Origin of the sequence: Geobacillus sp. FJAT-46040 (assembly GCF_002335725.1) — a bacterium.
Classification (GTDB): Bacteria; Bacillota; Bacilli; order Bacillales; family Anoxybacillaceae; genus Geobacillus; species Geobacillus thermoleovorans.
The window spans coordinates 3137458-3163156 of record NZ_NISS01000001.1; the positions used below are offsets into that span (position 1 = coordinate 3137458).

Here is a 25699-nt window from a genome sequence, read left to right on the forward strand (position 1 = left end):
TATTCGGTCAAATCGGGCTTATTTCGAATTTTTATTCAGGGTGCGAAATGTGAGTTGCATGCTCTTTCTCTGTCGCTAATTCACATGGTTGAACTTGGTGTAGCTCACATGAGTGGATAAAGGAAATAAAGAGAGCATGGGGACTCTTTGCCTTCCTTAATGTTTGTTTTGGACTTCGATTCGATCAAGACGACAAGGCTAGGCGATTTTGACAATTTTTGTGATCGGTGCTAGGTCGAGGTCTTGGTTGTAAAGAGCGTGGACAAAATCGCCGTCAAGCGTAGCGAAGTAGTCATAATGATGATATGTTGCAATGGCGTAGTGCAAGGCATCATAGGCTTCGAGCTGAAGGAGCCGCATTTGAGCCAAGGCTAAATCTTGAATGTTGGCAAGCATCGATGTATATAGACGCTTGTCCAAAATGTTCATCTATGGCATCTTCATATGTCATCACAAACGACATAATCGGCTACCGTCCTTGTTTGTAGATGTCCACTAATTTTTTGCCAAAGGGAGAAGGTTTGGCTATTTTTTTTCGTAATTCGGCAAATGAAAGATCCTTATTCGGTTTGTTGGCCTGTTCCGTGCAAGATAGTGTCACCCTCATTTTCGTTTCCAAAGCGGAGGGCATATTGATCACCTCATTGATTCTCCTTTCTAAAAATTATAATGCTGGCCAGAAAAAATGTACAGATTTTTCTTTTACTACTATACCCTTGTTCGTCAACTACCCCCACTTAGCTAACGCTTGAAGTGGGGGCTTGCAACTCCCCAGAAGTGCAAACGGACTTCGTCCTCCTTCCTTGACTTGGGGTTGCATCAGGGGGCAGGTTGACGACTACCCAACGACGCAGGTCATGCCTGCATCGTTACCGATTCTCTCGGTGTGTCTGTTGGCAGTACTTGGCTTCCACACACAACAGACGGACCTACGCTCGATGTTTTACGGTTACAACGTTTCCTGTAACCAACTCCATACATCGAGTAGCCGTGATTGGAGTGCCTTTATTGAACGGTTTTCTCCACGCCTTTATTATATCATACACAAAAGAAAGGGGGAACGCGCATTCCTCTCCCACTTACTCCCTTTGGTCGTTGAAGTGGGAGTCTCCTGCGCGAAATAGGATGAAAACATAAACACGGAGAGAATCTCCCTTAAAAGGGGAATGGGTGAAAGAAAAGGGGAACGGAAAAGAAGTCTTCTTTCCAGCCTGTGAGCGAACGATTTTAAAACAACGGTGAAGCAGCTTTCAAAAAAGAAAATGGAAAAATATCACCATCCCTGTTATGATGATAAAGGGTTCAGCGAACAAGGTGTCTACTTTCGTTTGTTGTGTAGGTACCTTGTTTTGTTGGTAAAAAGGTGTTGGCAGGTGAAACGATGAGAGCTTTCCTTTCCCGCTGGCTTCCTGTCATTCTCTGGTGTGTCGTCATTTACACGTTCAGCGAGTCTTCCTGGTTCACTGGGGCGAATACGGCGCATGTGCTGCAGAAGATTTTATCGTACTTGCCGTTTGGCGGCGGGGATGAAGAGGGGCCGCCATTTTTGAATTTTTTGATTCGCAAAGCGGCGCATTTGACCGAGTTTGGCATTTTGGCCGCGCTTGTGTGGCGGGCGCTTGCGCCAAAACGGTTTGCGTATGCGGGCGCCTGGCTGTTTGCGACCGCCTACGCGGCGACCGATGAGTGGCACCAGTCGTTTGAGCCGGGGCGGACGGCGACGCCAAAAGATGTGGCGATTGATTCATGTGGGGCGCTCCTCGCGCTTTTGATCGTCTTTGTTTGCCGCCATTGGTTAAGGACAAAGCATCGGGCGGTCAAACGCGGCGTATAATAGAACAGAGCTCTCTCAACGTATAGGCCTAAATGCAAACGGAAAGAATGGCTAATAACGAGTTTGCGAGAGAAGGGAGAGAGGGCCATGGTCGCGTTTATCGCCGGAATGTTTATCGGTTCGTTTGTGATGCTCGTCATCATGAGCATGATGGTGGCCGCGAAACGGGCGGATGAAGCGAGCGAACGGTGGAGGGAAAAGTGAGAAGCTTGCAGAGGGGCGTTAGGCAATGATCGAACGCCTTAGGTGTTCTAAGACATGCTGGTTAATACAGATGCACGGTTTCATGCACGGGAGCAGCGGCAACTCCCTTGATAAAAAGGGGCTTAATCCCGTAAAATTTCCGAAACCGAACGGTAGATGGAATTTCGTTATACCAGTCATACTGAACATATGATTGTGCCTTTAATCCAACATATTTCCAATAAACAATTGGTATTCGATAAGGGTATCGAGATGTTGGTTTTGATCTTGTGACTTTTAACTTCCCTCCGAAAGAAGTCTCCTACTTCTAAACGTGAAGGTGCGCCAGCACCAGTGAAAGTGGGAGATGAATTTCGGTTGGCGTTAGCCAACGAATATGATAGAATATGGCTAGAACGGACACCTTCGGAACGAAGGGAAGCGTAAAGGGTTCTTGTGTGTGGCTTACCGTTCAGCGAACACACACAAGTCGCTTGAAGCCCCCACCTCTAAGCGAAGCGTAGGTGGTGGGTAGTTCACTCCAATAGCAATGGCTCGATTGCCTCTAAAACCCAAAATAAGAACAGGACGATATGTACCGCCCTGCCCTTCCTGAAAACGAAAATATATATCGTAAATACCACCCGGCTGCATCATTCTTCATCTAGCCACCGTTGATGCACAGGATTATTGGGATTCACAGTCACAACACCATCAGGGCTAACATCCAATAAAGGAGCAGAAGGCAACCGATCAAAACAAATGCTTGAACTTAAAGACGCATTGATGTTTGCGTATCGATTTCGCACAGCAGGTTTAGCATAAATCGATCTTAATGACTGTGCTCGCACATCTTTTCGCCTTGAGATGGCTGATCTTCGCAACTGGCGATGCTCCTTTCTGCGCATACGCTATCACCACCTCAGCAATAGCATATGCCTGTTTTGAAAAAACATGTACGAGACATACGCTGGCTATAATGTACATTTATTATAGCATATACAAGAGGGGATAACAAAACCAACCAATCTACAAAAATCCTTTGTTTCTACCTTGTTAGGGTGTGACATGTGAGTAGTGATTTCCGCTCTTTCCCTCGACCGGCTCCATTAACCATCGGAGGTCATAAAGAAACGCATCTTGGTTCATACTAAAGAAAAAGATGGAAAAAGAAAGGAACCCACCATGCTTCGCGAACTCGACTGGATGACGTACATCATGATCATTTTGGCCAGCTATCGGTTCACTCACTTGATCGTCTTTGATAAAATCACGGAATTTATTCGCAATCCGTTTATGAAAAAAGAGAAAATCCAACACGAAGACGGGAGTACGGAAATCAAGAAGGTGCCGAAATCGAAATTCGGCTATTTGTTGAACTGTTACTGGTGCGCGGGGGTGTGGAGCGCGATTTTTCTCGCGCTTGGGTATTTATTCATCCCGAAGATCGCCATGCCGTTCATTTTTATTTTTTCGATCGCTGGGGCGCAAGCGATTTTGGAAACATTCGTCGGGGTGGGGACGAAGGCAATCGATCTTCTGTCGGCGGCGAAAAAGCGGATGGACTGACATTGGCGGGCGTACGGCGGAAACATGCGGCACGCTCGCTTTTCTTGCTTTTGTCGATACATCATGGTTAACTTATATCATTTATATACTGATTGACGGAAACCATTTCATTGGTCGGCGTGGCCGTTTCATGACGGATGTTCGTTTTTATATAAGCAAATCATGATATGATGATGAATGGAGGAGGTTATATGCCGCAACTCGCAATGGAGATAGGAGCAGCCGCTCGGGTGTTGAAGCTGCTCGGCGATCCGACGCGGCTGACGATTTTGGCGATTTTGAATCAGCGGGAGTGCTGTGTGTGCGAGCTGCTTGAGGTGTTTTCGACCAGCCAGCCGGCGATCAGCCAGCATCTTCGCAAGTTGAAAGATGCCGGGCTGATCCAAGAGGAGCGGAGGGGGCAATGGGTGTATTATTCGCTCCGGCCGCAAAGTGAATACTACTCCCTGTTGCAAGCGGTGTTGTCGTACGTTCCGGACCAAGGCGAAAACATTCGCAAAATCGAGAGAGCGAATCCGACGGCCCGCTGCGGGTGCTGACTTTAAACGCTGGCGTTTACGGCGGGGAGCAACAACTTTGAGCTGGCCATTGCCGTCGCCGTTGGGGTGTTTGGCATTCATTCGGGCGCGGCGTTTGCGGCAGTTATCGGTCCGCTCATTGAAGTGCCGGTGATGCTGGCGCTTGTCAACGTAGCATTGGCGTTTCAGCGAAAGTATTTTTCTTCGGGCAATCCAACATCAACGTAAAGGTGGGAACCAGCGATGAAGAAAAAAGTCATATACTTTTTATGCACCGGCAACTCGTGCCGCAGTCAAATGGCGGAAGGCTGGGCGAAACAACTTCTTGGTGAGGAATGGGAAGTGCACAGTGCCGGCATTGAAGCGCATGGCCTCAATCCGAATGCGGTGAAAGTGATGAAGGAAGTCGGCATCGACATTTCGAACCAAACGTCTGATGTCATCGACCCGGATCTCCTCAACCGCGCTGATTTGGTCGTGACGCTGTGCGGCCATGCGGCCGACCACTGCCCGGTCACACCGCCGCACGTGAAGCGCGTCCATTGGGGCTTTGACGACCCGGCGAAAGCGGAAGGGACCGAAGAGGAGAAACTCGCGGTGTTCCGCCGCGTCCGCGATGAAATCGGCGCGCGCATCCGCCGGTTTGCCGAGACGGGGGAATAGGGGCGGTGCAGCGAGGCAGGCGCAAAGAGCGGGGAAACTATCTTGCATAGGGTGCGCAGCAACTGCTCGTCGAAGTGCGGACGGAAACAGGGAAGTGGCTGGGCGGACGAAAACCGCTCGGTGTGACGAAGATGGTGAGAAGCCATCTTGTTGATAGACGAAATGAGCACATCGATGAAGGCGGTGCCACATTAGGTCACTGGGGGAGAAACGAAATGGAGTTATTTCATCAGTTAGCTCGCCGAAACATCAAAATCCGCAAACAGTCCGGTTTCGGAGCGCAATGGCGACAACAGTGGGAAGAGGTGTTTGCCGGCCATTTGACTGCGGAAGAAAAACAACACATCCACCTTCATAATCGGAATGGAGTCAACGGCTACTTATGGCATGTGTTCAGCTATGGGATGAGAGGCTGTTTCACAGGAGAAGAAGCGGAAATGGCGTTTGATCAAGAAGAGAAAACGTGTTGCTATCTTTTCTTTCAACATGGCGACGATGCGTTCACCGTGGAGGATGCGTCCGGCTTGAAAGCCGCCGATCTGGCAACGGAAAACGACAAAATCGATCTATATGTGGTGGACAGCGAGTTCAACTGGACGTTTGTCATGACGCATGAAAGCGGATGGCTTGGCCCGTATTTTAGCAGAAGGTGACAGCCATGGCTTATCGGCGGCCAAGGAAATCCAATGAGACAGAAAGAAAAAGAGTTCCAACCGAGCCCCAGGAAGACTAGGTTGGAACCTTTTTATTATCGCTCGTCGGCCGGGAACACGATGCCGGTTTGTTTTCGCGCTTCGTCCATGATTTCCATCGTCCAAAGCGAATGGCGGTGCGAGTTGACGGCCGATTCGCGTTCTCCGTTTTCGATCAAACGGATAAACTCTTCCGCCTCGTAATACATCGGCGGTTTGTCTTGCGGGACGGTGATGTCCTCGACGCGCCCGTCGCGGTAGCGGATTTCCGCTTTGGTTGGTGTGTGGATGGCGTCGATGATCATGTTTCCGTCTTCCCCTTGAATCTCCGAAGGCAAGTGCGAGTTCGTGATTTTCGAATAAAAGACGACCGCGTCCATGTCGCCGTAATCGAGCACGATCGAACCCTCGCCATCAACGCCGGATTCGAGCTTCACGCTTTGCGCCTTCACGCCACGGGGCTGGCCGAACAAAACGACCATCGGGTACAGGCAATAGACGCCAAGGTCCATCAACGCCCCGTTGGAGAAAGCTGGGTTGAAGGCGTTGAGCACCGTTCCTTGCTTATAGGCGTCATAGCGCGATGAGTATTGGCAATAGTTCGCCACGTAGCGGCGGATGCGGCCGAGTTTCGGCAAGTGCTCGCGGATGGACCGGAATGTGGGAAGCAGCGTCGCTTTCATCGCTTCCATCAAAACGACGCCGTTTCGCTCCGCCGCTTCGATCATCGCTTTGACTTCTCTCGCATTGGAGGCGAGCGGTTTTTCGCATAAGACGTGCTTGCCGTGATTCATGAGCAAAATCGCCTGCTCGGCATGAAGTGCGTTCGGGCTGGCGATATAGACGGCATCAATGCCGTCGCTTTCGGCCAGCTTTTGCAAGTCCGTGAACGTCCGCGGCGCTCCGACTTTCTCGGCAAAACGCTTCGCTGTTTCCTCCGTCCGCGAGTAGACGGCGGCGAGTTCGAAGGAATCGACGAGGCGCGCGGCGTCAAGAAATGCTTCGGTGATCCAGTTTGTGCCGATTGTCGCGAATCGCACCATATTGTTTCCCTCCTTGATCGTATCGACCCTCATTGTACCATAAATTAACGGAGGGGCTTCGTTTTGTCATCGTCATGGAGCAAGCGTGCTTTTCTCTTTAGTTTTCATACAGCTCGATCGGCAGCGCGTCCGGGTCTTGGAAGAAGGTGAACCGTTTTCCGGTCGCTTCATCAACGCGGACGGGTTCGGGATCGATGCCGTGTTGGCGCAAGTAGGCAATGGCTTCATCGAGGTTGTCCACCGCCAAAGCAAGATGGCGCAGTCCGCACGCTTCTGGGCAACTTGGGCGCTTTGGCGGGTTTTCAAAGGAAAATAGCTCAAGCTGAATGCCGCCGTCCGCTTCTAAATCGAGTTTGTACGAACGGCGCTCGGCGCGGTATTGCTCCCGGATGGGGCGAAATCCGAGAATTTCTGTATAAAATCGTTTTGACCGCTCATAGTCCGAGCAAATCAAAGCGATATGGTGAATCGTGGCAAGACGCATGTCGACTCCTCCTATATAAGACGGGTGATGTATTGCAAAATACCGTTGAACTTATTCATTCTTCTTAGAGAAACCTCGTACAATTAACTTTTTTTGAACCATTTCCGCTCATTGGTACGAGACAGCCATGTTTCACGTCCTTCCATGTTTTTCGGAAAACTGCCTACCCATCACTGAAATCAGCAGCGGTTGAGCCCGTTCTCGGTGTTTCGGTCAAATCGAACCAAGAATTGTTATTTTGCGATAATAGAAGGGGTTGTCGATGCTTGTCGAAGCAGGCGAAAAATGTCCGCTCTCCTTATATTGACAGTTTGACAATCTATAGACTATCATAAATCTTGTAGGTTGGAAAATTTAAAATATTCATTTGATATTTTGGCAGAAAAAGCGAATGTTCACCACGTTTTTTGTAAGCGCTTAACTTCTATGTTTCCTCATGATCGCCGCACCATCGATGCTGCACCATTGTGTTTGTTTCCCATCACAGCATGAGAACAAGGGGAAGGGGATATCACATGATCTATGAATTTAAATTGCCCGACATCGGTGAAGGGCTGCATGAAGCGGAAATCATCCGCTGGCTTGTCCGGGAAGGGGATGTGGTCAAGGCGGATCAGCCGATTGCCGAAATTCAAACCGATAAGGCGATGGTCGAAATGACGACGCCGGTCGCTGGCAAAGTGGTGGCGCTTGCCGGACCGGAAGGGGCGACGGTGAAGGTTGGAGAGCCGTTGATTGTCGTGGAAACCGAGGCGTCGGTGGCGGGGGAAGCCGCGCCCATCGAAGATTCGGTTCGGGAGCCCGTGACTGTTCTGCATGGAGAAACGCCTCGTCCTGCGCGCAAACGGGCGATTGCCGCGCCGTCTGTGCGCAAGCGGGCGCGGGAGATGGGTGTTCCGATCGATGAAGTGGAAGGAACGGGCGAAGGCGGTCGGGTGACGCTCGCCGATTTGGAGCGGTATATCAGGGAGCGCGAGGCGGCCGCTTCGGTGGCGGAGGCGGCAAGAAGGGAAGCGAACGAAGCCGGCGTTCTGCCGACCGGCAGCGCGAGTGCGGCCGGAGGACGGCAGGAGAGTATAGCCTCATGGACATCCATCGCGAGTTTGGATGCGGTGTTTGAAGAAGAAGAGCGAATCCCGCTTCGAGGCTTGCGCAAAAAAATCGCCGAAAAAATGGTGAAATCGATGTACACGGCGCCGCATGTGACCGGCATGGACGAGGTGGACGTCACGAAGTTGGTGGAAATCCGCAAGCACCTTGCCAATCAATTGGCGGAAGAACGTATCAAACTGACGTATTTGCCGTTTATTATTAAAGCGGTGACAAGGGCGCTGAAGCAATATCCGATGTTTAATGCGGTGCTGGATGAGGAAACGAACGAAATCGTGTTGAAGAAACGGTATCACATCGGCATCGCGACGGCGACGAAAGCGGGGCTTGTCGTCCCTGTCATCCGCGACGCCGATCAAAAATCGATCCGCGAGCTCGCCGTTGAGATCGCCGAGCTGTCGGAAAAAGCGCACCGCCAGGCGCTTCGCCTTGAGGAGCTGCAAGGAAGCACGTTTACGATCACGAGCACCGGGGCGGGCGGGGGCTGGTTTGCGACGCCGATCATCAACTATCCGGAAGTGGCGATTTTCGGGGCTCATGCGATCAAACGGCGCCCGGTTGTCGTCGGCGATGAAATCGTCATCCGCGATATGATGGGGATGTCGCTCACCTTTGACCACCGCGTCATTGACGGCGAGCCGGCCGGGCGGTTTATGCGGACGGTGGCGCACTATTTGGAAAATCCGGAAGTGTTGCTCTTGGACGTGCGGTAGGCGGCGCTCGGTTAGGAGGACATGTCTTCGTGCTGGAAGAGAGCGAGCGCCAAAGAGAAGCAGCTGGGCCGTGATGAAAAAATGATGAGGAGGGAAGCCCATGTTTGACCCGGACAAATTGCCGGTCGAGATCGTGCGAATTCTCGATGAAAACGGAAATGGCGATGAGGAGAAGTTAGCGGCGTTTTCCGATGAGTGGCTGCTTCGTGCCTACCGGGAAATGCGGCGGGCGCGCGTCATTGATGAGCGGCTTTTGCGCATGCAGCGGCAAGGGCGGATCGGGACGTATGCCCCGTTTAGCGGTCAAGAGGCGGCGCAAATCGGCAGCGCCCTTGCGCTTCGAAAAGACGACTGGATTTTCCCGAGCTACCGCGAAGTGGCGGTCTGCTTGATGCACGGCATGCCGCTTGAGCAGTTTTTCCATTATGTGCAGGGCCGCCTGTCGGGAAAGCGGATGCCGGAAGGATTGAACATTTTCCCAACGCAAATCATTATCGCGGCGCAGACGTTGCATGCGGTCGGCTGCGCGTGGGCGTCGAAATTGAAAGGCGAATTGCACGTATCGGTGGCGTATTTTGGCGATGGCGCGACGTCAGAGGGCGATTTTCATGAAGCGATGAATTTTGCCGCGGTGTACAACGTGCCGGTCATCTTTTTCTGCCAAAACAACCAGTACGCCATTAGCGTCCCGTACCGGAAACAGACGGCAAGCCGGACGATCGCGCAAAAAGCGCTCGCTTACGGAATGAAAGGGGTGCTCGTTGACGGCAACGATGTGCTGGCGGTTTATGAAACGATGAAACAGGCGGTCGAAGCCGCCCGCTGCGGCGAGGGTCCTATGTTGATCGAGGCGCTCACCTATCGGCTTGGGCCGCACACGACGGCGGACGACCCGACGAAATACCGCCGGCCGGAAGAGGTGGAAGCATGGCGGATGAAAGATCCGCTTTACCGTCTGCGCGTGCTGCTTAAACGGCGCGGATTATGGACGGAAGCGCAAGAAGAAGCACTTGTCGCCCAAGTGAATGACGAAGTGACGGCGGCGTACGAGGCGGCCATCGCCAGCAAGTCCGGTTCGATTGTCGATGTATTCGATTACGTGTACAGCGAAGCGCCAACATTGCTTGCCGAGCAAAAAGAAGAAGTGATGCGGCGCAAACAACGGAGCGGGGTGAGATAAATGGCCGAGCTGACGATGATTGAAGCGATCAATGAAGCGATGCGCCAAGAGATGGAGCGCGATTCGCGCATCATCGTGCTTGGCGAGGATGTCGGCGAAAACGGCGGCGTCTTCCGGGCGACGGACGGGCTGCTTGAGCAATTTGGCGAGGGGCGTGTGTTTGATACGCCGCTTGCGGAATCGGGCATTATCGGCACGTCAATCGGTTTGGCGATCAATGGCATGCGGCCGATTGCCGAAATTCAGTTTCTCGGGTTTGTGTACCAGGCGATGGACCAGCTGGCGGCCCAGGCGGCGCGCATCCGCTTCCGCTCCGCCGGGAGGTTTTCGTGCCCCATCGTTGTGCGCAGCCCGTACGGCGGCGGGGTGCGGACGCCCGAATTGCATTCGGATGCGCTCGAGGCGCTGTTTGCCCATTCCCCAGGCTTAAAAGTGGTCATGCCGTCCAATCCTTACGATGCGAAAGGGCTATTGATTTCCGCCATTCGCGATGAAGACCCGGTTTTGTTTTTGGAGCCGATGAAGCTGTATCGGGCGTTTCGGATGGAGGTGCCGGAAGAACCGTACACGATTCCGCTCGGCCAAGCGCGGGTCGTCAAAGAAGGAGAAGATGTGACGATCCTCACGTGGGGGCCGACCGTGCCGCTTGTCGCCAAAATCGCCGCCGAGATGCAAACGAAAGGGGTCAATGCGGAGGTGATCGACCTTCGCTGCCTGCAGCCGCTTGATATCGACACCATCATCACTTCGGTGGAAAAAACGGGACGGGTGATGATCGTCCATGAAGCGGTGAAAACAGGCGGGTTTGGCGCGGAAGTGGCGGCCTTGATCAGCGAACGGGCGCTGTTTTCTCTATCAGCTCCAATCGTGCGTATCGCCGGCTACGACACGCCGTACCCGGTGCCGTCGGTCGAGGATGATTGGCTGCCGAACGCCGAACGCATCGTGGAAGGGATCGAAACGCTGCTGCGATACTAAACGAACCATGCCATCCGGGTCGATCGATCCACCATCAGAGTGCGTCAAGAGAAAAGGTGGCGCATCGATGGATGGCACCGCTTGATCCGATCGGGTGAGGAGGAGAACGATGAACGTATACGAATCACTGCTGGAATTGATCGGCGACCGCGAGCGGGTGAGCATCAATGAAACGGTGCTCGAACACCACAGCAAAGGCATCGCCTACCATGCGCCGCATGCGCCAGATGTCGTCGTGTTTCCGAAAACGGCGGAGGAAGTGAGCCGGGTGATGGCGTTTGCCAACGAGCACCGCATCCCTGTGACGCCGTTTGGCGCCGGCACGAGCTTGGAAGGGCATGTCATTCCAGTTGCGGGCGGCATCAGTTTGGATTTGACGTTGATGAACCACATCATCGACATTCGCCCGGACGATTTTCTCGCCATCGTCGAGCCGGGGGTGACGCGGCTGCAACTGAATGAGGCGCTGAAGCGATACGGACTGTTTTTCCCAGTCGACCCGGGGGCCGACGCGACGATCGGCGGCATGGCGGCGACGAATGCGAGCGGAACGAACTGCGTCAAGTACGGCGTCATGCGCGATCAAGTGCTCGGATTAGAGGTGGTGCTCGCGGACGGTTCAGTCATTCAGACGGGAAGTTTGGCGGTGAAATCGTCGGCCGGCTATGACTTGACCGGCTTGTTCGTTGGGTCGGAAGGGACGCTTGGCGTGTTCACCCGCCTCGTCGTCCGCCTGCATGGCATTCCAGAGGCGACCAATGCGATCAAAGTGTGTTTTCCATCGCTTGAGGCGGCGGCGCAAGCGGCGTTTGCCATTTTGCGGTCCGGCGTCGGCCCCGGCAAAATCGAGCTCGTTGACGAGGCGACGATCGCGGCGGTCAATGCGTACAAAAAAACCGATTATCCAGTGAAACCGACGCTGTTTATTGAACTGAGCGGCAGCCCGTCAAGCGTCGAGGACGGAACAAAGCTTGTCAACGAATTGTGCGAAGGGGAGGGCGCCGTTTCGTTTGTGGTCGAGACCGACTCGCTCGCCCGCGCGAAGCTTTGGGAAGCGCGCCACCATGCGGCGTTCGCCATTCAAGCCGCCTATCCAGGCAAGGCGATGCTCTCAACTGATGTGTGCGTGCCGCTGTCCGAGCTGCCGGGGGCGATCGCCGATACGCGTCGGCTTGTCAACGAGCAGAACATGACCGCCGCGATTTTCGGCCATGTCGGCGACGGCAATTACCATACGGTGCTTGCCTTTGACCCGAACGATGCGGATGAGATGGCGCGGATCGAACGCGTGCACGCCCATATCGTCCGCTATGCCTTATCGCGCGGCGGCACGTGCACGGGAGAGCACGGCATCGGCATCGGCAAACGGGCGTTTTTGCGTGAAGAAAAAGGAGACGCCGTGCTTTGGATGAAACGGTTGAAACAGCTGTTTGACCCGAACGGCATTCTCAATCCAGGGAAAATCTTTTTGCCGTAACGCTTCATCTGTATGGCGGCTCGATGGATTAGGTTGAATATTTCTCCCAAACATAAATGGGCTGAAGACGGGCCTTTATGGGGAAAAGGGTGCTCTCAATGGAACGGAGCACCTTTTTCTTCTTGTGTTTCTCTACAAGGATGGAGAGTGCCGTTGCTCGCATTTCATGGAACGTCCTCACGGTTGCTTTTTGCATACTGCGCGCTTGCTTTTCTTATCCTTTTTGTAACAGTTTGTTACTCCGAAGAAACAATTGTTTTTCACGTTCATCTCGTTACAAAAAGCCGCCGCGCCCTTTACTTTTTGCATTAAACGCGGTTTATTGGTGATAGATAAAACGATTCAATCGACGGGGGTTGCTTTGGGAAAGGAGACGATTTGAATGGAGCATCGCCATCTGAAACCGTTCCCGCCTGAGTTTTTATGGGGTGCGGCATCAGCTGCGTATCAAGTCGAAGGGGCGTGGAACGAAGATGGAAAAGGATTATCGGTATGGGATGTGTTTGCCAAACAGCCGGGCCGAACGTTTAAGGGAACAAATGGTATCAGCGTGTGATTGCGACGAACGGTGCCGAGCTGTAGCCTTGTCACCGCCCGCTCGGCCCGCGGTCAGTCTGCGCCGGCAGCAACCGATACATTTCCTTCGCCAGCCGCTCAAGCAAGTAGACGACCGGAAGCTGAGTGGTGACATCCGTCTGTCCGATCCGCTCCGGCGTGGTATAGTATGTCAAGTTGTAGTCCGAGATGTTCGCGAGTGTGCAATGTTTCCGATTGGTGATGCTGATGATCGTGCTGCCGTTTTCCTTGAACCGGTGCACTTGGGCGAGCGTATAGGACGTCTCTCCAGACACCGACAAGGCGATCACGGCGCAGTTGTGGAAATAATGGCCGTAAATCGGAAAAAACGGGTCCTTGATGTAGACGGAAAACTTTTGAAAGGCAGAAAAATAGCGCGATCCGTATTCAGCCAAAATGCCGGAGCTGCCGGAGCCGACAAAAATCACGTGATCCGCCCGGGCGATCGCGGCTGCCGCATCCAGAATGGTCCGCTCGTAATCGGCGGTCAGCGTCCGTTCGAAAAATTCCTTAAGCGCCTCTTGACTGCTGATGATCGCGGTTCGCTTTGTCTCGCGCAAATACAGCTTCCATTTCGTTTTAAATTCACTGAACCCTTCGCATCCGACCTTTTTGCAAAAGCGGAGCACAGTCGGCGGCGAGACATGGACGGCCTCGGCGAGCTCGCGGATGCGCATGTACGCGACTTCATGCGGATGTTTCATCACATAGTCGTAAATGGCGTAGTCGAGTTCGGAGAACTGAGCGATTTGTTCGGGAGTGAACATCGGGATACCTCGCTTTCATGGGACAGAACATGCGATAGCCGGGAAAGGATGGCGCTTTCAAGCCCACTGGTTGATTCCTACATTGATTATACCATGCCCAACTGGGCGAAAGGGGAAGAGGAGTATGGGGAAACGATTGAAAATGGCGACGATCGGCGGCGGGTCGAGCTACACGCCGGAATTGGTCGAAGGGTTGATCAAGCGTTATCATGAATTGCCGGTCGGGGAATTGTGGCTTGTCGATATTCCGGAAGGCAAAGAAAAACTCGAAATCGTTGGCGCACTGGCCAAACGGATGGTCGAAAAAGCCGGTGTGCCCATTGAGATTCATTTGACACTAGACCGCCGCCGGGCTTTGGAAGGAGCAGACTTTGTTACGACGCAATTTCGTGTCGGCGGCCTAGAGGCACGGGCGAAAGACGAGCGCATCCCGCTCAAATACGGGGTGATCGGCCAGGAGACAAACGGCCCGGGCGGATTGTTTAAGGGATTGCGGACGATTCCGGTCATTTTGGACATCATTCGCGATATGGAAGAGCTTTGCCCCGATGCATGGCTGATCAACTTCACAAACCCGGCTGGAATGGTGACAGAAGCCGTCTTGCGCTATACGAAGCAGGAGAAAGTCGTCGGGTTGTGCAACGTGCCGATCGGCATGCGCATGGGCGTCGCCAAGCTGCTTGGCGTTGATGCCGACCGCGTGCACATTGATTTTGCCGGCTTGAACCATATGGTGTTTGGCTTGCACGTCTATCTGGACGGCGTCCGGGTGACGGAAAAGGTGATCGACCTCCTTGCCCATCCGGATCGTTCCGGTGTGACGATGAAAAATATCGTCGACCTTGGCTGGGAGCCGGATTTCCTAAAAGGGCTGAAAGTGCTGCCTTGCCCGTACCACCGGTATTACTACCAAACAGACAAAATGCTCGCCGAGGAGCTGGAGGCGGCGAAAACGAAAGGGACGCGCGCCGAGGTTGTGCAGCAGCTCGAAAAAGAGCTGTTCGAGCTTTACAAAGACCCGAACTTGGCCATCAAGCCGCCGCAGCTCGAACAGCGTGGTGGGGCGTACTACAGCGACGCCGCGTGCAGCTTGATCAGCTCCATCTACAACGACAAGCGCGACATTCAGCCGGTCAACACGAGAAACAACGGCGCCATTGCCAGCATTCCGCCAGAATCAGCCGTTGAGGTCAACTGCGTCATCACAAAAGATGGGCCGAAACCGATCGCCGTCGGCGACTTGCCGGTCGCGGTGCGCGGGCTCGTCCAGCAAATCAAGTCGTTCGAGCGCGTCGCAGCCGAAGCGGCGGTCACTGGCGACTACCAAACCGCGCTCGTCGCCATGACGATCAACCCGCTTGTCCCGTCTGACACCATCGCCAAACAAATGTTGGACGAAATGCTTGAAGCGCATAAAGAACATTTGCCGCAGTTTTTTAACTTCCCTCCGAAAGAAGTCTCCTACTTCTAAACGTGAAGGTGCGCCAGCACCAGTGAAAGTGGGAGATGAATTTCGGTTGGCGTTAGCCAACGAATATGATAGAATATGGCTAAAACGGACACCTTCGGAACGAAGGGAAGCGTAAAGGGTTCTTGTGTGTGGCTTACCGTTCAGCGAACACACACAAGTCGCTTGAAGCCCCCACCTCTAAGCGAAGCGTAGGTGGTGGGTAGTTCACACAGGCCAAAACAGTAGCTGGAAACTAAATCGTTTGGAAAAGCGATTGACAAGGCCGCCAGTGACAGGCGGCTTTGTCATTTCATCGTGAAAAGCCGCACAACACAAGGGCTTTCTTCCCATTCACATTCCCCTTATTTTAGACAAAATCAATGCTTTTCACCAGCCTTTTCGGCAGGATTTTGCCTAAGGCGCGGCGAAGAAAATAAAGGAAGTTCAAATATCACAAGGAGGGAGACCGTGTCCGAAACGCGAATCGACCATGATCGGCTGTTTAAGGAGTTGTTGTCGACGTTTTTTGAAGAGTTTTTGCTTCTGTTTTTTCCGCACGTGTATGAACAAGTCGACTTCCGCCACGTCTCCTTTTTGTCCGAAGAGGTGTTTACGGATGTGGCGGCCGGCGAAAAGCACCGTGTGGATCTATTGGTGGAAACAAAATTGAAAGGGGAAGATGGGCTGATCATCGTCCATATCGAACACCAAAGTTACACGCAGCCGACGTTTCCCGAGCGCATATTCCTTTATGTCAGCCGTTTGTTTCAAAAATACCGCCGTCGCATTCTTCCCATTGCCATCTTCAGCTATGACGAACACCGCGATGAACCGTCCTCGTTCACCATCAAGTTTCCGTTCCTAACCGTTGTCGATTTCCGCTTTCTTACTGTTGAACTGCGCAAACAGCCATGGCGTGAGTACATTCGCCGCGATAACCCGGTCGCGGCCGCCTTGTTAAGCAAAATGGGGTATAATGAAAGTGAAAGAGTGGCCGTGAAAAGAGAATTTTTGCGCATGCTCGTCCGTTTGGAGCTTAATGAAGCGAAACAGCGGCTGTTGTTTGGTTTTTTTGAGACGTATTTGACGCTGTCCGAACAAGAGGAAATCCAATTGCGAAACGAGGTGAACGAAATGGAAACGAAGGAAGCGAAAAAAGTGACGGATCTCATCGTGTCGTACGAGCAACGGGGGGTGGAAAAGGGGATGGAAAAAGGCAAGATGGACGTTGCGAAACGGATGTTAGGGAAAGGATATGATGTGCCAACGATTTGTGAGTTGACCGGACTGCCAGTGGAGGCGGTGGAAAAGTTGAAAGGATAAACGAGTGGAGAGACCCCGTTCCGATGCAGCGAGCTTGTTTCGGAACGGGGTTTTTTTGCTCGTTCTGCACTTGATGATGGGCATGGCCACCGCCGCATGGCGAATGATGACGGCCAGACTGCCCCCTATTTGGATTTCATATAGACTCCCATGACAAAAAATTTCGTCACCATCGGAAGGATGAAAAGACCTCTATGTTGAATTTTACAACTTTACACATTTTGGAGTTCGGGTATTTTCAGGATAGATGCAATTCATCCATTTTCTTTTGTCTAGGCTAGCGCCCCGACGTTCGTGTACAATGGCGGTAGGAGGGATCAAGATGCGCGATTGGTGGAAACGGCTGTTTTACGGGGGCGGCATCGTCGCGCTGATTGGAAGCGCTTCCTTCACCGCCTATTGCGCTTGGAACGTGTATGCGTATCCGAAATCAGAAAAGGAACGGGTTCCGGAAACAACAAAAGAGGCCTATCATTTCGTGCTTGTGCCGGAGGAACTCGATAATGATTACTGGCGGCTCGTGGAAAAAGGAGCGAAAGCGGCGGCGAAAGAACTGGGGGTTGACCTCGAGTATATCGGCCCGCGGCAGGCGAATATTGATGAGCATTTGCGCATTTTGAAAAAAGCCGCGGCAGCGAAAGTCGATGGGATCATCACCCAAGGGTTGACGGAAGCGGAATTTGTCCCAGTGATTAACGAAATCACGGACAAGAATATTCCTGTGGTGACGATCGATACGGATGCTCCAACGAGCCGACGCGTCGCCTATGTGGGAACGGATAATTATTATGCCGGTTTTCTCGCGGGACGGGCGTTGGCTGAGGATACAAAGGGCAAGGCGACGGTCGCGATTATTACCGGCAGTTTGACGGCGGCGCACCAACAGCTGCGAGTGCGCGGATTTGAGGATGCAGTGAGACAGGAAAAAGGAATCCGCATCGTTGCCATCGAAGAGTCGCACATTACGCGTGTGCAAGCCGCGGAAAAGGCGTATACGATTTTGAAAAAGCACCCGGATGTGAATGCGTTTTACGGCACGAGCGCGCTTGATGCGATTGGCGTTGCCAAGGTGGTCGAGCAGTTTCATCGGGAGCAAAAGACGTATATTATTGGCTTTGACACGCTGCCGGAGACGATCCGCTATTTGCAAAAAGGAACGATTGCGGCGACGGTGGTGCAGGAGCCGTATGAAATGGGATACAAGGCTGTCAAAATGATGGCCGAGATCGTCGCCGGGAAAGACGTGCCGGTGGTGACGAATACGGAGACGAAAGTCATTCGGAAAAAAGACTTGCCGCTGCGCCCGGCGCGCAATTATGAGGTCAACACGCCATGAAGGGGCCTGCCAGGCCTCCGTAGGGAGGGGGCTGAAAGCGGAGAAGGGTTGGCGAGCGCTAAAGCATGAGAGATGGCCGTCCTTGACGTTCGAACACGTTCGACTTGAAGCGGCAGGACGATGCAGGCAACAAAGCGCCGGTGACAGCGGGGTGGAATTCAGATGAACATTCGGACGAAGATGCTGCTTTGCTTTACCGTTTTTTTGCTTTTGCTGAACGGAGCGGTGTTTCTTTTGTATCAGACGAGCGAAGAGATGATGAGCGATTATGATCAACGGATGCGCCGATTGTTGTTGCTCAATGAGGTGTCGCAGCGGGCAAACCGAATGATGGAACAGCTCAATGCGTACGTCTCGGAAAAAGAAGGACGGTATGCACGCGCTTATGAGCGGGAGTTCCGCTGGCTGCAGCAACGCCGCCGGCAGCTCGGCGCCATCTTGCCAGTGCTGTCCGACCGGCTGGCGGCGGAAAACTATGAACATATGATTGAAAGTTTGCTGGAGGAGGCGGCGCTGACGGTCTATCATTTTCAAGCTGGAAATATTGGCTTGTACTCATCCCACTTGCATGAAACGATGAACATTGCGTCCTTTTTGCAAGAGGAAACGTTAAACTTGATTGACGATGAGCTGACGGCCTACCAACGGCGGTACGATGAAGTGGAGCGGCGCAACCGCTATTTCCGCTATATGGGAATGGGATTGTTTGTCACGACGTTGTTGCTTGGCGCCTTGCTGGCGGTGTTCTTTTCCGGCCACTTAACGAAGCCGATCATTCTTCTCTCGCGCGCTGCCCGATCCATCGCTGACGGGCGGCTGGACGGGCCGGATATTGAGCCGATGACCAACGATGAGCTGCGGCTGTTGACGATCACGTTTAATGACATGCGCCGCAATTTAAAGCAGCTGATTGCGGAGATGAAACAAAAGGCTGAGCTCGACCGGCTGGTGAAGGAGCTGGAACTCAAAAGCTTGCAAAGCCAAATCAATCCGCATTTTTTATTCAATACGCTGAACACGGTTGCGAAGATGGCGTACTTGGAGGACGCCCAGCAAACGTCGCGGCTGATTGAAGCGGTGGCGGCCATTTTGCGCTACAACTTGGGTGATTTGCAGCGGACGGTGACGCTTGCCGATGAGGTGCGCATCGCCCGTGAATATTTCTTCATCCAGCAGACGCGGTTTTTTGATCGGATCAAGTTTTCGTTAGAGGCGGAACCATCTTGCCTCGATCAACCGATTCCGCCGCTCACGTTGCAGCCGCTGATTGAAAATGCGTTCATCCATGGCATTGAGACGTACGAGCAGGGAGCCGAGCTGTCCGTGTCCGTTTTCGCCGAAAACGGGCGGGTCGTTGTGGAAGTGCGCGACAATGGCGTTGGCATGGATGAGCAGGTGAAAGCGGAGATTGAAGCGTTGATCCGCGGCGAAGAACCGCGGACGCGCCGTGAGCAAGGGCGCGGCCATTCAACCGGCATCGGCTTGCACAATGTCATTCGCCGACTGCAGCTGTTTTACGGAGTGATGGATGTGGCCGAAATCGAGTCTGCACTAGGAAAAGGAACGACGGTGCGGTTATGGCTGCCAAGATGGCAAGGGGGGATGAACGGTGAAAGTGGCGATCGTCGATGATGAGGCGTTGGAGCGAAGAGCGCTTTGCAAAATGATTAGCGACCACCTTCCGGATATCGAGGTGGTCGCCGAGGGCGCCAACGGGCGCGAGGCGGTCGAGATCGCCAAGCGTTATCGTCCGGATATCATGCTGATTGACATCAAAATGCCCGGCCTTGACGGGCTGCAAGCGATCGAAGCGATTCGCCAAGACGGCCTCGATCTGGAGTTCATTATTGTGTCGGCGTTTGATTTGTTCGACTATGCGAAACAAGCGATGCGGTTTGGTGTCAAGGAATATTTATTGAAACCGAGCCGGAAGGAGGAGGTCATTTCGGCTTTGGAACGGGTCAGCCAAGAAGTGGCGGCCAAGCGGCGACACGAGGAGAGCAGCCGCCAGCTCGAGGAGCAGATTCGCCGGTTGCAGACGCTTGTGGAAAGCGAATGGCTGTCCGTCCTCATGACAGAAGACGTATCGGCTGATGAGTGGGAGCGGTGGAAGGAACTGCTGCCGTTTTCGATTGCGTCGGGGATGTTCCTCGTCATTCAGTTCCCGGATGCAGGGGTGGCTGACGAATGGAAATCATGGCTGGACAAGCAGCTTAGCGGGAAGGCGCCAACGCGCTATTGGATCGGGCGGATGGCGAACCGGCGCCTGCCGGTCTTGTTTTTCCGCAGCCCAAACGATGGCGAGCCAGCCTGGAAGCCCGTCATCCAGGCATTGGCGCTCGATTTGGCGCGGCAGTTTTCGGCCCAGTACGGCGCCGCGCTGTATATCGGGCTCGGCTCCCCGTTTTCCCGCCTTGACCAACTTCGTTCCTCGTACTATGAGGCGCTGTCGGCCGCTCATTATTACGCCGACCGGCAAAAAGCACAAGTGGGGTTTCTGCCGGCGGAAGCGACGCGCGCCGGCGGGGAAGCGGAACGGGATAAACAGCTGTTTGAAGCGCTGCGCCTTGGCGACATCGAGCAAGCCCGGATGATTTGTCTGACGTATATAGAGGAACTGGCCTCTTCTCATTCACTGCCGGCCGCCGGCCGCAAAGCGGAAGAGACCTTTGTGTGGCTCGGGCGTCTTCTATCGGAGCTGGGCATTCGTTATGAGCGGCTCGCTTCCTTTGCTTCCTGCCGGTCGGCGGCAGAATTGAAGCGAGCGGCGCTTGATGAACTGGACCGCATCGCCGCTGATCTCGAGGTTTGGCGCCAGCAGCAAGCTCACGGCAAACTCGGCAAGGCGAAAGACTACATTGACCGTCACTACGCCGAGCCGCTGACGCTTGAGGAGGTGGCGGAACAAGCCGGGATGAGCCCATACTACTTCAGCAAACTGTTCAAAGAGCAGTTTGGCATCACCTTTATCGACTACGTGACGAACGTGCGCATCGAACGGGCGAAAGAAGCGCTGGCTGAGACGGATCAAAGCTTAAAAGAAATTTGTTTTTCAGTCGGCTACAACGACCCCAACTATTTCAGCCGCGTCTTTAAAAAGCAAACCGGCCTGTCGCCGAGCGAATACCGGAAAAAAGTACAGGCGCGCTGACAAGGGGAGTGCTGTCTCCAACAAGGAAGGTGCATGGCAAGTCAAAAGGTAAGTCCCGCGGACAAAGCAGGCTCCGCCCTTCTTCCGGCGTCCGAAGCGAAGCCCGCCCCCCTGATGGGGAGACGGGCTTTTTTCGCGCCATAAAAGCGAAATGGCAGTCCGCTGCACACCGCTTGCCTGACAGGAGAACGGAAAACAAAAAAGTGAAGAAAAACGCAAAAAAGTGAAGAAATCAAGCCGCCGATTGATAAGCGGCCCATGGTACACTCAACATTGAAAGGGGTTTCAAAAACAAACGGAAAAGGGGGAGGAACATGAGAAAGAAAGCATCCGCATGGCTGGCGTTGGCGCTTGGCGTCGGTATGGCACTGTCGGGCTGCAGCAGCTCGAACTCTTCTTCGTCCGATGACGCCAAACAAGGCAGCCAAAAAGCGGGAGAGAAGCTCGAGATTTTCAGCTGGTGGACCGGAGCCGGTGAGGAAGACGGCTTAAAAGCGCTCATCAAACTGTTCCAAGAAAAATATCCGGATATTGAAGTCGAAAACGCGGCGGTGGCCGGCGGGGCGGGAACGAACGCCAAGGCGGTGTTGGCGAGCCGCATGCAAGGAAACGATCCGCCATCGACGTTCCAAGTACACGGCGGAGCGGAGCTGAATGAAGGCTGGGTGGCCGCCGGCAAAATGGAGCCGCTCAACGATTTATATGAAAAAGAAGGCTGGATGGACAAATTCCCGAAAGCGTTGATTGACATGGTGAGCAAAGACGGCAACATTTACTCCGTGCCTGTCAACATTCACCGCGGCAACGTGCTTTGGTACAACAAAAAAGTATTTGCCGACAACGGGCTTCAGCCGCCGAAAACATTCGACGAGTTTTTCCAAGTGGCCGACAAGCTGAAAGCAAAGGGCATTACGCCGCTCGCCTTAGGCGACAAAGAGCCGTGGGCAGCGACGCACCTGTTTGAAAACGTGCTGCTTGGCACGCTCGGAACGGAAAACTACAAGAAACTTTGGACGGGAGAATTATCGTTTAACGACCCACAAGTGAAACAAGCCGTTGAGACGTTTAAGAAAATGCTTGGCTATATTAACGAAGACCATAGCTCGCGCAACTGGCAAGACGCCGCCCAGCTCGTCGCCGAAGGAAAGGCGGCCATGTACGTGATGGGCGACTGGGTGAAGGGCTATTTTGTCAACGATTTGAAATTGAAGGTGAACCAAGACTTCGGTTATGTGCCGGTGCCGAATACGGAAGGCAAGTTTATGGTCATTACCGATACGTTCGGCCTGCCGAAAGGCGTGAAAAACCCGGACGATGTGAAGAAGTTCTTATCGGTGCTTGGTTCGGTGGAAGGGCAAGATGCGTTTAACCCGCTGAAAGGCTCCATCCCGGCCCGCATCGACGCGGATCCGTCCAAGTACGATGAATACGGCAAACAAACGATGCAAGACTTCAAGACGGCGGAGCTGGCGCCGAGCTTAGCGCACGGTTCAGCAGCGCCGGAAGGGTTTGTCACGAAGGTCAATCAGGCCGTCAACATTTTCGTGACGCAAAAAGATGTGAAGACGTTCATCGACACGTTGGCATCGGCCGCCGCAGAACTGAAGAAGTAATCGGGAAAAGGGGACGGGAGCCATTCTCTTCCCCTTTTCGTCATCATGAGGAGGGATCTTAGTGGAAACGGTCAACATCACGCCAGCCGAGAAGACAGCATATGTCCCCGCGGTGCGGAAAAAGCGGAAATGGACGGCCGATCATTGGCTGGCAGCGGCGTTTTTGGCACCGTCGGTCGTACTGATTTTCTTATTTGTGTACGGGTTTATCGGCTGGACGGGGTATGTGTCCTTGAGCAACTGGAATTCGCTCGTGCCGGATTGGTCGTTTGCCGGGTTGAAAAACTATCTGTATTTGTTTCATGATTTCCGCTTCCAGGCCGACTTGCGCAATACACTTGTGTTTACGGTGTTGTTTATCGCCGCCGTCATTGTGCTCGGCCAACTGCTTGCCATTTTGCTTGACCAAAAACTGCGCGGCGAGTCGCTGTTCCGCAACATTTTCTTCTTCCCGATGGCCTTGTCATTTGTCGTCACCGGAGTCGTGTGGCAATGGCTGTTCAACCCGTCAACGGGCGTCAACTTGTTTTTAAAACCGCTTGGCTTGGATGGAAAATGGTATACGGATACGAACATTCTGTTCGGATTTCATTGGGGCAAGATTGAGTTTGGCATCCCGGTCGCCATCATTGCGGTGGTCGTGGCGGCTGTTTGGCAAATGACTGGCTTTGCCGTCGCGATGTATCTCGCCGGCCTGCGCGCCATTCCAGATGAAGTGCGGGAAGCGGCGCGGATGGACGGAGCGACCGAGTTTCAATTGTATTGGAAAATCATTTTGCCGCTGCTGCGGCCGATCACTGTCAGCGTCATCATCATCATGGCTCATATTTCGCTCAAAATTTTCGATTTGATTTACGCCATGACCGGGCCGGGGGCGAACTTTGTCACCGATGTGCCGGGCGTGTACATGTTTGAAACGACGTTCCGCGGCAACTATTACGCCAACGGCGCGGCGATCGCGATCGTGATGCTGCTGTCGGTCGCCATCTTTATCGTTCCGTATCTCATCTCAAGCCGCAAGGGGGGATCGTGATGGCGAGATCCATGTGGGCGCGGCCGTTTTTGTATTTGTTGGCCCTCGTCATGAGCGTGTTTTTCCTGTTGCCGGTGTATGTCATGGTCACAACGAGCTTGAAGCCGCTCGATGAAGTGACATTGGCCGATATGTGGAAGCTGCCGTCAACGGTCGATTGGAGCAGCTATGCGACCGCATTTGAAAAGCTGGCCCCGAACTTTTGGAACTCGATTTTGCTCGTCGTGCCGGCGACGCTGCTCTCCGCGCTGTTGGGGTCGCTCAACGGCTATGTACTGTCGAAATGGAAGTTTAAAGGAGCGGATACGCTCTTTACGCTCATTTTGTTCGGGATGTTCATTCCGTATCAAAGCATTCTCATTCCGCTCATCCAATTTTTGCGCGAAATCGGGCTGTACAACACGATTCCGGGGCTTGTGTTCGTCCATGTCGTCTACGGCATTCCGATCACCACACTGATGTTTCGGAATTTCTACGCGGCGATCCCCGATGAAATGATTGAGTCGGCGAAAATCGACGGCGCTGGGTTTGTCCGTATTTTTCGTTATATTATGCTACCCTTGTCCATCACCGGATTTGTCGTCGTGGCGATCTGGCAGTTTACAAACATTTGGAACGAGTTTTTGTTCGCCGTGACGATCACGACATCGGACAAACAGCCGATCATGGTCGCCTTGCAAAACTTATCCGGCAGTCAAATCGTCCAATGGAACGTGCAAATGGCGGGCGCCTTGCTCGCCGCGCTGCCGACTTTGCTTGTGTACATTTTCCTCGGCAAATACTTCGTCCGCGGCTTGCTCGCGGGGTCGGTGAAGGGGTGAGCCAATCAGCAGTGTAGATCAACAAACCCGGTAGACAATAGAATCGATTGCGCTATGTTTCAAAAAGCCGCTGATCAGCGGCTTTTTGCCATTGATATCCTCTCCCTTTTTCCAGTAAAATAGATACAACAAAAGAGCAGATGAAGAAAGAGAGGCGTACATATGATTTTGGGAGCCATTGAAGCTGGAGGCACGAAATTTGTCTGCGCCATCGGCGATGAACAAGGGAACATCCATGAACGAGCGGTGTTTCCGACGACGGCGCCGGAAGAGACGATGGCGCACGTCATCGACTTTTTCCGTCCGCACCGCATCGAGGCGATTGGCATCGGGTCGTTTGGCCCGGTCGATTTGCGTCCGGACAGTCCGACGTACGGGTATATTACGAGCACGCCGAAACAGGCGTGGGCGCAGTTTGATTTTGTCGGCACGATGAAGCAGCATTTTCCCGTGCCGATCGGCTTTGACACGGATGTCAACGCGGCGGCGCTCGGTGAGCTGCGCTGGGGGGCGGCGCAAGGGCTTGACAGCTGCCTGTACATGACGGTCGGAACGGGTATCGGCGTTGGGGCAATCGTCGAGGGCCGCCTGTTGCATGGGCTGCTTCACCCGGAGATGGGGCATATCTTGGTCCGCCGCCATCCGGATGACGCGTTTGCCGGCGTCTGCCCATACCACGGCGACTGTCTAGAAGGGATGGCGTCTGGTCCCGCGATTGAGCGGCGCTGGGGGAAAAAAGGGGCGGAATTGGCGGACCGCCGTGAAGTATGGGAGTTGGAAGCCTTTTATCTTGCCCAGGCGATTGCCAACTACATTCTCGTGTTATCGCCGAAAAAGGTGATCACGGGCGGAGGCGTCATGAAGCAGACGCACGTGTTGCCGCTTGTGCGCCGCTATGTGCAGGAGTTGCTCAATGGGTATGTTCAGCACGAAGCGATTCTCGAGAAGATCGACGAGTACATCGTCCTCCCAGGGCTTGGCGACAACGCCGGTGTTGCGGGTGCCTTGGCGCTGGCGGCGAGAGCGATCGAATAGCAAGGACGGCCGTTCACCGTCTTCAATCAGGCGGTGGGGCCGTTTTTTGTTTGAAGGCAGGGATATTGACCGATTGTTCAATGGAATTAGCAAAAAATCGACCTATTGGTCAAAAAAATCGTTTTTGAGTTGCGTATCTTTATGACGTTG

General features: G+C 53.5%; 23 protein-coding genes and 2 pseudogenes. 21 read left to right on the forward strand and 4 right to left on the reverse strand.

What is annotated here, in order from left to right; all coding sequences use genetic code 11:
• Positions 1-198: 198 nt before the first annotated feature.
• On the reverse strand, positions 199-429 hold the full coding sequence (locus tag CD000_RS16765) for a hypothetical protein (RefSeq protein WP_015375947.1): 231 nt from the start codon (positions 427-429) through the stop codon (positions 199-201).
• A 952-nt stretch (positions 430-1381) separates the two neighbouring features.
• Here CD000_RS16765 and CD000_RS16770 point away from each other — a divergent pair.
• The 7 genes and pseudogenes from CD000_RS16770 to CD000_RS16800 all read left to right on the forward strand — a co-directional run bounded on the left by CD000_RS16770 (position 1382) and on the right by CD000_RS16800 (position 5420).
• Positions 1382-1834: a VanZ family protein gene (locus CD000_RS16770; RefSeq protein ID WP_096226097.1), complete on the forward strand. Its 453-nt coding sequence runs from the start codon at positions 1382-1384 to the stop codon at positions 1832-1834.
• A gap of 87 nt (positions 1835-1921) precedes the next feature.
• The gene (locus tag CD000_RS19700) at positions 1922-2038 is read left to right on the forward strand and encodes a DUF3789 domain-containing protein (RefSeq protein WP_483299626.1); all 117 of its coding nucleotides are present in this window, start codon (positions 1922-1924) and stop codon (positions 2036-2038) included.
• A gap of 1164 nt (positions 2039-3202) precedes the next feature.
• Complete coding sequence (locus CD000_RS16780) at positions 3203-3586, forward strand: DUF1360 domain-containing protein (RefSeq protein WP_096226098.1); 384 nt, start codon at positions 3203-3205, stop codon at positions 3584-3586.
• Between the two features lie 191 nt (positions 3587-3777).
• Entirely contained in the window at positions 3778-4125 is a 348-nt protein-coding gene (locus CD000_RS16785) for an ArsR/SmtB family transcription factor (RefSeq protein WP_096226099.1), read from the forward strand.
• 6 nt (positions 4126-4131) lie between these two features.
• Positions 4132-4332 (forward strand): annotated as a pseudogene (locus CD000_RS16790) (arsenic resistance protein); the annotation flags it as partial.
• 15 nt (positions 4333-4347) lie between these two features.
• Positions 4348-4767 carry an arsenate reductase (thioredoxin) gene (arsC, locus tag CD000_RS16795; RefSeq protein WP_011232692.1) on the forward strand — a complete coding sequence of 140 codons (420 nt, stop codon included), beginning with the start codon at positions 4348-4350 and terminating at the stop codon, positions 4765-4767.
• Between the two features lie 215 nt (positions 4768-4982).
• On the forward strand, positions 4983-5420 hold the full coding sequence (locus tag CD000_RS16800) for a DUF4275 family protein (protein WP_053532854.1): 438 nt from the start codon (positions 4983-4985) through the stop codon (positions 5418-5420).
• A gap of 95 nt (positions 5421-5515) precedes the next feature.
• On the opposite strand, the gene CD000_RS16805 is transcribed toward CD000_RS16800, so the two are convergent.
• The gene (locus CD000_RS16805; RefSeq protein WP_096226100.1) at positions 5516-6502 is read right to left on the reverse strand and encodes a Gfo/Idh/MocA family protein; all 987 of its coding nucleotides are present in this window, start codon (positions 6500-6502) and stop codon (positions 5516-5518) included.
• A 97-nt stretch (positions 6503-6599) separates the two neighbouring features.
• Positions 6600-6986, reverse strand: a complete 387-nt coding sequence (gloA2, locus tag CD000_RS16810; RefSeq protein WP_096226101.1) for an SMU1112c/YaeR family gloxylase I-like metalloprotein — start codon at positions 6984-6986, stop codon at positions 6600-6602.
• 515 nt (positions 6987-7501) lie between these two features.
• Between gloA2 and CD000_RS16815 the strand changes: the two genes are divergently transcribed.
• The 5 genes and pseudogenes from CD000_RS16815 to CD000_RS16835 form a co-directional block, all read left to right on the forward strand.
• On the forward strand, positions 7502-8809 hold the full coding sequence (locus tag CD000_RS16815; RefSeq protein ID WP_096226102.1) for a dihydrolipoamide acetyltransferase family protein: 1308 nt from the start codon (positions 7502-7504) through the stop codon (positions 8807-8809).
• Positions 8810-8909: 100 nt separating this feature from the next.
• Positions 8910-9989 carry a pyruvate dehydrogenase (acetyl-transferring) E1 component subunit alpha gene (gene pdhA, locus CD000_RS16820; protein WP_096226103.1) on the forward strand — a complete coding sequence of 360 codons (1080 nt, stop codon included), beginning with the start codon at positions 8910-8912 and terminating at the stop codon, positions 9987-9989.
• Complete coding sequence (locus tag CD000_RS16825; RefSeq protein ID WP_096226104.1) at positions 9990-10967, forward strand: alpha-ketoacid dehydrogenase subunit beta; 978 nt, start codon at positions 9990-9992, stop codon at positions 10965-10967.
• A 109-nt stretch (positions 10968-11076) separates the two neighbouring features.
• Positions 11077-12444, forward strand: a complete 1368-nt coding sequence (locus tag CD000_RS16830; RefSeq protein WP_096226105.1) for an FAD-binding oxidoreductase — start codon at positions 11077-11079, stop codon at positions 12442-12444.
• A gap of 382 nt (positions 12445-12826) precedes the next feature.
• A pseudogene (locus CD000_RS16835) lies at positions 12827-12988 on the forward strand (family 1 glycosylhydrolase); the annotation flags it as partial.
• Positions 12989-13031: 43 nt separating this feature from the next.
• Here CD000_RS16835 and CD000_RS16840 read toward each other — a convergent pair.
• Positions 13032-13787 (reverse strand): MurR/RpiR family transcriptional regulator, encoded by a 756-nt coding sequence (locus CD000_RS16840; RefSeq protein WP_096226106.1) that lies wholly within the window; start codon positions 13785-13787, stop codon positions 13032-13034.
• Between the two features lie 124 nt (positions 13788-13911).
• Here CD000_RS16840 and CD000_RS16845 point away from each other — a divergent pair, with 124 nt between their 5' ends.
• The 9 genes from CD000_RS16845 to CD000_RS16890 all read left to right on the forward strand — a co-directional run bounded on the left by CD000_RS16845 (position 13912) and on the right by CD000_RS16890 (position 25549).
• The gene (locus CD000_RS16845) at positions 13912-15258 is read left to right on the forward strand and encodes a 6-phospho-beta-glucosidase (protein ID WP_096226107.1); all 1347 of its coding nucleotides are present in this window, start codon (positions 13912-13914) and stop codon (positions 15256-15258) included.
• A 447-nt stretch (positions 15259-15705) separates the two neighbouring features.
• The gene (locus CD000_RS16855; RefSeq protein WP_096226108.1) at positions 15706-16560 is read left to right on the forward strand and encodes an Rpn family recombination-promoting nuclease/putative transposase; all 855 of its coding nucleotides are present in this window, start codon (positions 15706-15708) and stop codon (positions 16558-16560) included.
• A gap of 322 nt (positions 16561-16882) precedes the next feature.
• Complete coding sequence (locus CD000_RS16860; protein WP_096226109.1) at positions 16883-17896, forward strand: sugar-binding protein; 1014 nt, start codon at positions 16883-16885, stop codon at positions 17894-17896.
• A gap of 162 nt (positions 17897-18058) precedes the next feature.
• Positions 18059-19528, forward strand: a complete 1470-nt coding sequence (locus CD000_RS16865; RefSeq protein ID WP_096226110.1) for a sensor histidine kinase — start codon at positions 18059-18061, stop codon at positions 19526-19528.
• Entirely contained in the window at positions 19506-21047 is a 1542-nt protein-coding gene (locus tag CD000_RS16870; protein WP_096226111.1) for a response regulator transcription factor, read from the forward strand. The genes CD000_RS16865 and CD000_RS16870 overlap by 23 nt, the downstream gene beginning before the upstream one ends.
• Positions 21048-21361: 314 nt before the next feature.
• Positions 21362-22660 carry an ABC transporter substrate-binding protein gene (locus CD000_RS16875; protein ID WP_014196864.1) on the forward strand — a complete coding sequence of 433 codons (1299 nt, stop codon included), beginning with the start codon at positions 21362-21364 and terminating at the stop codon, positions 22658-22660.
• 61 nt (positions 22661-22721) lie between these two features.
• The gene (locus CD000_RS16880) at positions 22722-23693 is read left to right on the forward strand and encodes a carbohydrate ABC transporter permease (protein WP_096226112.1); all 972 of its coding nucleotides are present in this window, start codon (positions 22722-22724) and stop codon (positions 23691-23693) included.
• Positions 23693-24514 (forward strand): carbohydrate ABC transporter permease, encoded by an 822-nt coding sequence (locus tag CD000_RS16885; protein ID WP_096226113.1) that lies wholly within the window; start codon positions 23693-23695, stop codon positions 24512-24514. The genes CD000_RS16880 and CD000_RS16885 overlap by 1 nt, the downstream gene beginning before the upstream one ends.
• 162 nt (positions 24515-24676) lie before the next feature.
• Positions 24677-25549, forward strand: a complete 873-nt coding sequence (locus CD000_RS16890) for an ROK family protein (RefSeq protein WP_096226114.1) — start codon at positions 24677-24679, stop codon at positions 25547-25549.
• Positions 25550-25699: the final 150 nt, after the last annotated feature.

Excerpts from the sequence above, each read along its gene's own strand:
- CD000_RS16765 (WP_015375947.1), bottom strand. The coding sequence starts at position 429 with ATGAACATTTTGGACAAGCGTCTATATACATCGATGCTTGCCAACATT.
- CD000_RS16770 (WP_096226097.1), top strand. The coding sequence starts at position 1,382 with ATGAGAGCTTTCCTTTCCCGCTGGCTTCCTGTCATTCTCTGGTGTGTC.
- CD000_RS19700 (WP_483299626.1), top strand. The coding sequence starts at position 1,922 with ATGGTCGCGTTTATCGCCGGAATGTTTATCGGTTCGTTTGTGATGCTC.
- CD000_RS16780 (WP_096226098.1), top strand. The coding sequence starts at position 3,203 with ATGCTTCGCGAACTCGACTGGATGACGTACATCATGATCATTTTGGCC.
- CD000_RS16785 (WP_096226099.1), top strand. The coding sequence starts at position 3,778 with ATGCCGCAACTCGCAATGGAGATAGGAGCAGCCGCTCGGGTGTTGAAG.
- arsC (WP_011232692.1), top strand. The coding sequence starts at position 4,348 with ATGAAGAAAAAAGTCATATACTTTTTATGCACCGGCAACTCGTGCCGC.
- CD000_RS16800 (WP_053532854.1), top strand. The coding sequence starts at position 4,983 with ATGGAGTTATTTCATCAGTTAGCTCGCCGAAACATCAAAATCCGCAAA.
- CD000_RS16805 (WP_096226100.1), bottom strand. The coding sequence starts at position 6,502 with ATGGTGCGATTCGCGACAATCGGCACAAACTGGATCACCGAAGCATTT.
- gloA2 (WP_096226101.1), bottom strand. The coding sequence starts at position 6,986 with ATGCGTCTTGCCACGATTCACCATATCGCTTTGATTTGCTCGGACTAT.
- CD000_RS16815 (WP_096226102.1), top strand. The coding sequence starts at position 7,502 with ATGATCTATGAATTTAAATTGCCCGACATCGGTGAAGGGCTGCATGAA.
- pdhA (WP_096226103.1), top strand. The coding sequence starts at position 8,910 with ATGTTTGACCCGGACAAATTGCCGGTCGAGATCGTGCGAATTCTCGAT.
- CD000_RS16825 (WP_096226104.1), top strand. The coding sequence starts at position 9,990 with ATGGCCGAGCTGACGATGATTGAAGCGATCAATGAAGCGATGCGCCAA.
- CD000_RS16830 (WP_096226105.1), top strand. The coding sequence starts at position 11,077 with ATGAACGTATACGAATCACTGCTGGAATTGATCGGCGACCGCGAGCGG.
- CD000_RS16840 (WP_096226106.1), bottom strand. The coding sequence starts at position 13,787 with ATGTTCACTCCCGAACAAATCGCTCAGTTCTCCGAACTCGACTACGCC.
- CD000_RS16845 (WP_096226107.1), top strand. The coding sequence starts at position 13,912 with ATGGGGAAACGATTGAAAATGGCGACGATCGGCGGCGGGTCGAGCTAC.
- CD000_RS16860 (WP_096226109.1), top strand. The coding sequence starts at position 16,883 with ATGCGCGATTGGTGGAAACGGCTGTTTTACGGGGGCGGCATCGTCGCG.
- CD000_RS16865 (WP_096226110.1), top strand. The coding sequence starts at position 18,059 with ATGAACATTCGGACGAAGATGCTGCTTTGCTTTACCGTTTTTTTGCTT.
- CD000_RS16875 (WP_014196864.1), top strand. The coding sequence starts at position 21,362 with ATGAGAAAGAAAGCATCCGCATGGCTGGCGTTGGCGCTTGGCGTCGGT.
- CD000_RS16885 (WP_096226113.1), top strand. The coding sequence starts at position 23,693 with ATGGCGAGATCCATGTGGGCGCGGCCGTTTTTGTATTTGTTGGCCCTC.
- CD000_RS16890 (WP_096226114.1), top strand. The coding sequence starts at position 24,677 with ATGATTTTGGGAGCCATTGAAGCTGGAGGCACGAAATTTGTCTGCGCC.